Annotated in this window: 5 protein-coding genes and 1 pseudogene; 1 reads left to right on the top strand and 5 read right to left on the bottom strand. The window is 64.3% G+C overall.

Annotation, left to right across the window (positions count from 1 at the left end):
* Nucleotides 1-61: 61 nt before the first annotated feature.
* A complete protein-coding gene (locus IWX65_RS05125; RefSeq protein ID WP_196881381.1) occupies nucleotides 62-655 on the bottom strand; it encodes a 5-formyltetrahydrofolate cyclo-ligase in 594 nt (197 codons plus the stop codon).
* On the bottom strand, nucleotides 655-945 hold the full coding sequence (locus IWX65_RS18050) for a helix-turn-helix domain-containing protein (protein WP_442859163.1): 291 nt from the start codon (nucleotides 943-945) through the stop codon (nucleotides 655-657). The genes IWX65_RS05125 and IWX65_RS18050 overlap by 1 nt, the downstream gene beginning before the upstream one ends.
* Nucleotides 946-1,302: 357 nt before the next feature.
* Here IWX65_RS18050 and IWX65_RS05115 point away from each other — a divergent pair.
* Nucleotides 1,303-1,485: pseudogene (locus IWX65_RS05115) on the top strand (DMT family transporter); the annotation flags it as partial.
* Nucleotides 1,486-1,588: 103 nt separating this feature from the next.
* Here IWX65_RS05115 and IWX65_RS05110 read toward each other — a convergent pair.
* The 3 genes from IWX65_RS05110 to betA form a co-directional block, all read right to left on the bottom strand.
* On the bottom strand, nucleotides 1,589-3,160 hold the full coding sequence (locus tag IWX65_RS05110) for an APC family permease (protein ID WP_196881380.1): 1,572 nt from the start codon (nucleotides 3,158-3,160) through the stop codon (nucleotides 1,589-1,591).
* 158 nt (nucleotides 3,161-3,318) lie between these two features.
* Nucleotides 3,319-4,890 carry an aldehyde dehydrogenase family protein gene (locus tag IWX65_RS05105; protein WP_196881343.1) on the bottom strand — a complete coding sequence of 524 codons (1,572 nt, stop codon included), beginning with the start codon at nucleotides 4,888-4,890 and terminating at the stop codon, nucleotides 3,319-3,321.
* Between the two features lie 33 nt (nucleotides 4,891-4,923).
* Nucleotides 4,924-6,627, bottom strand: a complete 1,704-nt coding sequence (gene betA, locus IWX65_RS05100; RefSeq protein WP_196881342.1) for a choline dehydrogenase — start codon at nucleotides 6,625-6,627, stop codon at nucleotides 4,924-4,926.
* Nucleotides 6,628-6,746 lie beyond the last annotated feature (119 nt).

The following is a 6,746-nucleotide window of genomic DNA, read 5'->3' as shown; positions in this document are numbered from 1 at the left end:
GCAATGGCCAACTTCACAAGAGGAAATCAGCCGCTACCCGCGGCTGCCTAACCAAAAGAAACTAACCAACTGTCTCAAATCCTTGACACACCTCAAACAAAGCCGTCATGCTGGGGGTGACGATGCCGTCAACGGGATGATCGTGGGGCTCGCGCGGCACTGTCTCCCGAAACTCGGAGTCGAAGACGACGGCGTAAACCGTTGGGGAATGCTCCAGGGCGGACAGGGTGCGGTCGAAGTAGCCACGTCCCCAGCCGAGCCGCATCCCTGAACGGTCCACAGCGGCCGCGGGAATGATCATCAGGTCCACCCCGGCCGTGATTTCGGCGCTCAAGGGTTGCCCGACGATTTCCGGTATGCCGAAAAGGCCTAGTTGCTCTGTCCCGCCACCGTTTGGAATCCAGTCCAAGAGCCCGTCAACCCTGCTCACCGGCAGGATCACATCGACCCCGTTGGACGCTGCCCACTCCAGGAAGGGTCTCGTTCCGGGCTCATCGTCAGTTGATAGGTAACAGGCAACGAGACGCGGGGCGCGGTCGATGACCAAGCTCACCAAACGGGTCGAGATGTTCGCTGCCGCACCCTCCCGTTCCGCTACCGGACGTTGTCGGCGCTCCGCGCGAATCTCGGCTCGCAACTCGCGCTTCGTTAACATCACGGGCAAATTATTGCACCATACCGATGATGCTCAAGATCCAGGGGCGCGCAGGACGCCCGTATGCGGTGAGCATCGGTCGACGGGGTGGGGCGGACCCGGGCGCGTTCAGGCCTGATCGTCGTGTGCACATCAACCGCTTCCGGACCATTCACGGCGCTTTTTCGCTGGGCTGTCGCAGCCACGTGGACCTGGCACAAATCCTCAACAGCGCAGTCGAGGGCATCACAGGGCGCGCCGAGCAGAGTCATCGACATGCGCTCCGGTTTCTGTCCCACGAGCCGGGAGATGTGGGAGGGGAAAGTTCGACGCGGCGTTTGGGAGGGGACCCGCGCATGGCTTTGCCATGCCGGATGTAAAGGACCCCGTACCCGCCGAACTCGGGCAGACGCACGAGCCGGACGTACCGGTTCTCCGATCGATCAGGGCCTTCCGGCGGGCCAGTAGGCACAACCGTCAACACCCGATCAGCGGTTCTCCTATCCTGAACATAGGAGCAAGGCAACGGTATCGACCAAGAAAACAGTGGGCTTGATGGCCGACCCCCAGCTGCCGATGGCGCTGGCTCGGAAGCTTCAGTCGACAACAGCCCAGTTACTGAGCTCTTCGGTTGATCCTGAGATCGCATGGACCATCGAAGTGGAACCCTCACCCTCACCAGCGGGCGTCCCCTGGGCATCGCCTACGGTATCTGGGCAGCCGCAGGTGTGACCCTCACCGCCATCATCTCCAGATTCCTGTTCAAAGAGCCCCTCACCTGGTTGATGGGCCTTGGCATCATCCTCATCGTCGGGGGCGTCCTACTCATCGAGGTAGGGCCAGCTCACTGAACAGGACGCCCGAAAAACCAGCCCGTAAGAGCCTTGCCGAACCACTCAAGAAGAACTGACGGCTCACTTGTGCCCCATTGCGCCCTTCACGGTTTGTGCAGTGTTATGGGTTGGACACCGAGGCCGGTTCCAGTTCGGTGGGAGCCGAAGATTCTGTCTCGGCGGAGCCCCGCGACGGAGGTGCTGTGGTTGCGGCTGCATGCCCGGCGAGGACACCCGTCCGATGCCGAAGCTTCAGTCGGTACATCAGGACGCCGGCGAGGGTGACGGCAGTGACGAAGAGAACCCCGCCCCACTGCAGGTACCACTCGAACGGCGGCACGGAGTTGTAGATTTCCGAGCGTGGCCAGATGAGGTTCACTGTCATGGCGGCGCCCCACAGGACCGCGAGGATGTTCACCGGCAGTCCCCATTTGCCCAGGCTGAAGCCGGGCTCGGTGCCGTCATCGGGCAGCGGCCACTTCTTGGCCAAGCGATTCCGGAGCAGGGGCACGGTCACCAGCAGGTAGGAGAGGTAGATCAGGACAATGCTGATGCTGGAGAGGATGGTGAATATGGCGGGCTGGGAGACGTTCACGATCAGCGGGATGACGGCGATGATACCGATCACGATGGCGGCGACCGTTGGGGTCTTCCGGACGGGGTGTACTTTGCCCAGGTGGCGGCTGAATGGAAGGTTGTTGTCCCGGGCCATTGCAAACATCATGCGGATGGCAGCGGCGTGGACGGCCAGCGTGCAGACCATGACGGCCACCACGATGCACAGCAGGAAGGCTTTGCCGAAGGGGCCGCCCAGTACGGAGAGCACTATGTATTGCAGGCCGCCGTCGGCAGAGCCCAGCTTGGGGTCATCCAGGTCCGGGGCCGCGAGGAGCCCGGTGAGCAGGATCAGTCCGCCCAGCACAAAGGATGCGGTGATCGCCCGCAGGATTGCCCTCGGTGCCGTGCGCTTCGGGTCCTTCGTCTCTTCGCCGAGGGAGCTGGCAGTATCGAAGCCGTACATCACGTAGCCCGATGCCATGGCGCCGATGATGAACACCCCGAAGAAGCCCAAGGGGTGGTCTTCCCCGAACCCCGTGGTTTCGAAAAGGATGCCGGGTCCGCGGACCATGTGCCATGCAAGTGCGAGGATAAGCAACACCGCGGCAGCAAGTTCGATGAAGACGCCTACGCTGTTGATCTTGGTCATGAGTTTCACGCCGAAGGCGTTGATGAGGGTGGAGATGCCGATCATGATACTCGCAAGCAGTACCCCGTTGAGGGCGTAGTCCGTGGTGCCGGTGCCGTCACCGATGATCTGGAACCCGGACCAGATCTGGGGGAGGGTGAGCTGGAGGGCCAGTGCCACGGCGCCCAGGGCCATGATCGAGGAAATCAACAACAGCCACCCGGCCAGCCAGGCGAAGGTGCCGGAGGAGAGCCTTTTGGCCCAGTTGTAGACCGAACCGGCCACAGGATAACGCCCGGCCAGTTCGGCGAAGCACAAGGCCACCATCAGCTGCCCGGCGAAGACGATCGGCCAGGACCAGGCGTAGGCCGGGCCGGCCATGGCGTAACCGAAATAGAACAGTTGGAAAACGCCGGTAAGGATGGAGATGTAGCTGACTCCGGCCGCGAAGCTGGCGAACTTGCCGATGCTTCGGTCCAGGGTCTGGGCATAGCCGAACTGGTCCATGCCGCTTGAATCAGTACTCTTGCTGGGCACTGTCAATTGAACTCCTAAGTCAAAAAAGCACGATGGTGGTGATCTGCGGCAGCTTCGGACGCAGGTGAAACCAAGGGACCGGGCAGCGCACCGTTGCGGCGCCCGGTGGTTTCCCCCAATACTGTTGCCTAGCCGGCTGTGCCTGGCTCCGTTTCCTTCGGAGCCGGAGTTGGAGCCTGGGCCTGGCCGAACCAGCCGCTGGGTGCGGGTTGGATGTTCTGCCAGATGTGCTTCGCCTCGCGGTACTCGTTGAGGCCCGCGCGGCCGAGTTCACGGCCGATCCCGGACTTCCCGAAGCCGCCCCACTCCGCCTGGGGTACGTACGGGTGGTAGTCGTTGATCCATACGGTTCCGTGCCGAAGGGCGCCGGCGACGCGCTGCGCTTTGGAGGCGTCCGATGTCCATACCGCGCCGGCCAGGCCGTACTCGGTATCGTTCGCGATTGCGATAGCCTGATCCTCGGTCCGGAACGTCTCGATGGTCAGCACGGGGCCGAACGACTCCTCGCGCAGTACGCTCATGCCGGAGCGGCAGTTACCGAGTACGGTGGGCGGGTAGAAGTAGCCGTCAGCGAGCGGTCCCTCGTCGGGGATGTAGCCGCCACATAGGAGCTCGGCGCCCTCCGCAATGCCGGCCTGTACATAGGCGTGGACCTGATCCCGGTGCTTGGCGGAAATGAGCGGCCCGGTCTCGGCGTCGGGATCGAAAGGCCCGCCCATCCGGATCTTTTTCGCCCGTTCCACGATCTCGGCCACGAAGCGGTCTGCGATCGACTCCTCGACGACGAGCCGCGCCCCTGCCGAGCAGACCTGCCCGGAGTGCAGGAACACGGCAGTCAGGGCGTTGTCGACGGCGGCGTCCCAGTCCGCGTCCGCGAAGACGACGTTCGGGTTCTTCCCGCCGAGTTCGAAGGCGATGCTCTTCACCGTCTCCGCGGCCGCGGCCATGATCGTCCGGCCTGTGGCCAGGCTCCCGGTCAGGGAGACGAGGTCGACGCGCGGGTCGGAGCTGAGGGGGCCGCCCACCGTCGGGCCGGGTCCGGTGACGAGATTGGCGACGCCGGCCGGGACGCCTGCCTCTTCGAGGGTTTCCATGAGCAGGATCGACGTGGACGGTGTGAGCTCGCTGGGCTTCAGCACGAACGAGTTCCCGGCGACGAGTGCCGGCGCCACCTTCCACGCAGCCTGGAGGAGCGGGTAGTTCCACGGTGCGATGAGGGCACAGACGCCGAGCGGCTCGTAGACCACGCGGCTGATGGCGTTGGGCCGGCCCGTGTCGATCACCCTGCCGGCGTCGAGGCCTGCGATCTTTCCGTAGTAGCGGAAGCACGCAGCGATGTCGTCGATGTCGTACTCGGCCTCGACAAGCCGTTTGCCGGTGTCGAGCGCTTCCGCCTGGGCGTAGGCTGCCTTGTCCCGCTCGAGCAGGTCGGCTACACGAAGCAGCACGGTACCCCGCTCGATATCTGTGAGTCTGCGCCACGGGCCGCCATCGAACGTTGCCCGTGCACTGGCGATCGCACGCTCGGCATCCTCGACGGTGGACGACGCGACAACTGCCACTTCGTGCCCGTTCGCCGGGCAGCGCACGGATGTGGTGCCGCCGTCGGACGCCTGCTGCCAGGCTCCGCCGATGTAAAGGCCCTTGACGGGATCCTGTGAATTCCTGGCCTGATGGACTTGCTCAGCCGTGGCAGTCATTGTCTCTCCTTCTGGTGTGTGCATCCATCGTTCCTAGCCCCTGGCCGCAGGGGCGGCGTTGCCGTTACGCTCCAGCGGGCTGACGCCGTGCCGGTAGAACTCCGCGTGCTGCGGCGCCAAAGGCGCATTGCCGGCGATCAGGTCGGCGGCCTTCTCAGCGAGCATCATGACAGGCGCGTAGATGTTGCCGTTGGTGACATAGGGCATGGCGGAAGCGTCCACCACGCGGAGGCCCCTGGTGCCGTGCACGGTCATGTCCAGCGGGTTCACTACGGCCAGAGGATCGGAATCAGGGCCCATCTTCGCTGTGCAGGACGGGTGGAGTGCTGTTTCGGCGTCGCGGGCAACCCAGTCGAGGATCTCCGCGTCCGTCTGCACGGCCCGGCCCGGAGACAGCTCACCCCCGCTGAAGGGGCCCATGGCGGACTGGCCCAGGATGTCACGGGCCACACGAACAGCCTCGACCCACTCGCGGCGGTCCTGGTCCGTGGAGAGATAGTTGAACACCATGGACGGATGCACGGTGGGATCGGTGGACTTGATCTTGAGGGTGCCGCGGGAGTCGGAGTACATGGGACCGATGTGCACCTGGTAGCCGTGCTTGGCATCGGCCTTCTGGCCGTCGTAGCGGACTGCGACCGGGAGGAAATGGAACATCAGGTTCGGGTACGCAACATCCTCGTTGGAGCGGACGAAGCCGCCGCCCTCGAAGTGGTTGGTGGCTGCTGGTCCCGTCCGGCCGAGCAGCCACTGGAGCCCGATCAGCGGGTAGCGCCACAGGTCGAGGTTGGGCTGCATGGAGACCGGCTGGGTGCAGGCGTGCTGGATGTAGACCTCGAGGTGGTCCTGGAGGTTCTCGCCGACGCCGGGCAGGTTGACCACGGACTTGATGCCCAGGGAGTTCAAATGGGTTGCGTCTCCAACGCCGGAGAGCTGGAGCAGCTGTGGGGTGTTGATGGCGCCGCCGGCGAGGATCACTTCGCCTGCGTTCACCTCGTGGGTTCTGCCGTTGCGGCGGTACGTGACGCCGGTAGCCACGTTGCCCGTGAAGTTGACCTTGGTGACCAAGGCCCGGGTCAGGACGGTCAAGTTGTCCCGGCCGAAATGAGGCCGGAGGTAGGCGCGGGACGCCGAGAGCCGCTGGCCCTTGTGCACGTTGCGGTCGAATGCCGCGAAGCCTTCCTGGCGGTAACCGTTGACGTCATCCGTCAGCGGGTAACCGGCTTCCTGGGCGGCGGCGAAGAAGGCCTGGAACAGGGGGTTGGTGGCCGGGCCGCGTTCCAGCACGAGGGGGCCGGAGTGTCCGCGCAGATCATCGTTCGGGTCCGCGGCGGTCACGTTCTCCATCCGGTTGAAGTACGGCAGGCAATGCGCGAAGTCCCATGTTTCCATCCCGGCGTCCGCGCCCCAGCGTTCGTAATCGAGCGGGTTGCCGCGCTGGAAGATCATGCCGTTGATCGAGCTGGAGCCGCCCAGTACCTTGCCGCGTGCGTGGGCCACCCGACGGCCGCCCATGTGCGGCTCGGGGTCCGACTCGTATCGCCAGTCGTACAAAGGATTGCCGCTGGGAAAGGTCAGCGCGGCGGGCATCTGGATGAAGAGGTCCCACGGGTAGTCGCTCCGCCCGGCTTCGAGGACCAGGACGCTGCTCTGGCCTCCGTGGCTCAGACGGTTGGCAAGCACGGATCCCGCGCTTCCGCCACCGACGATGACGTAGTCGTAGTTGGTTTTTGTCATGCTGCAAACTCTCCTTCTGCCTGGCGCAGATCATCCGCCCTGGGTCGGTGATCCTGCTTCCGGAAACCGGTAGTACACCACTGCGCTCCGGAGAAACCGCAGGAGCTCACTTGTGTGGT

The organism is Arthrobacter sp. CAN_A214, from assembly GCF_015751955.1.
Lineage (GTDB): Bacteria > Actinomycetota > Actinomycetes > Actinomycetales > Micrococcaceae > Arthrobacter_D.
This window is presented reverse-complemented; position numbering and strand designations above follow the sequence as displayed.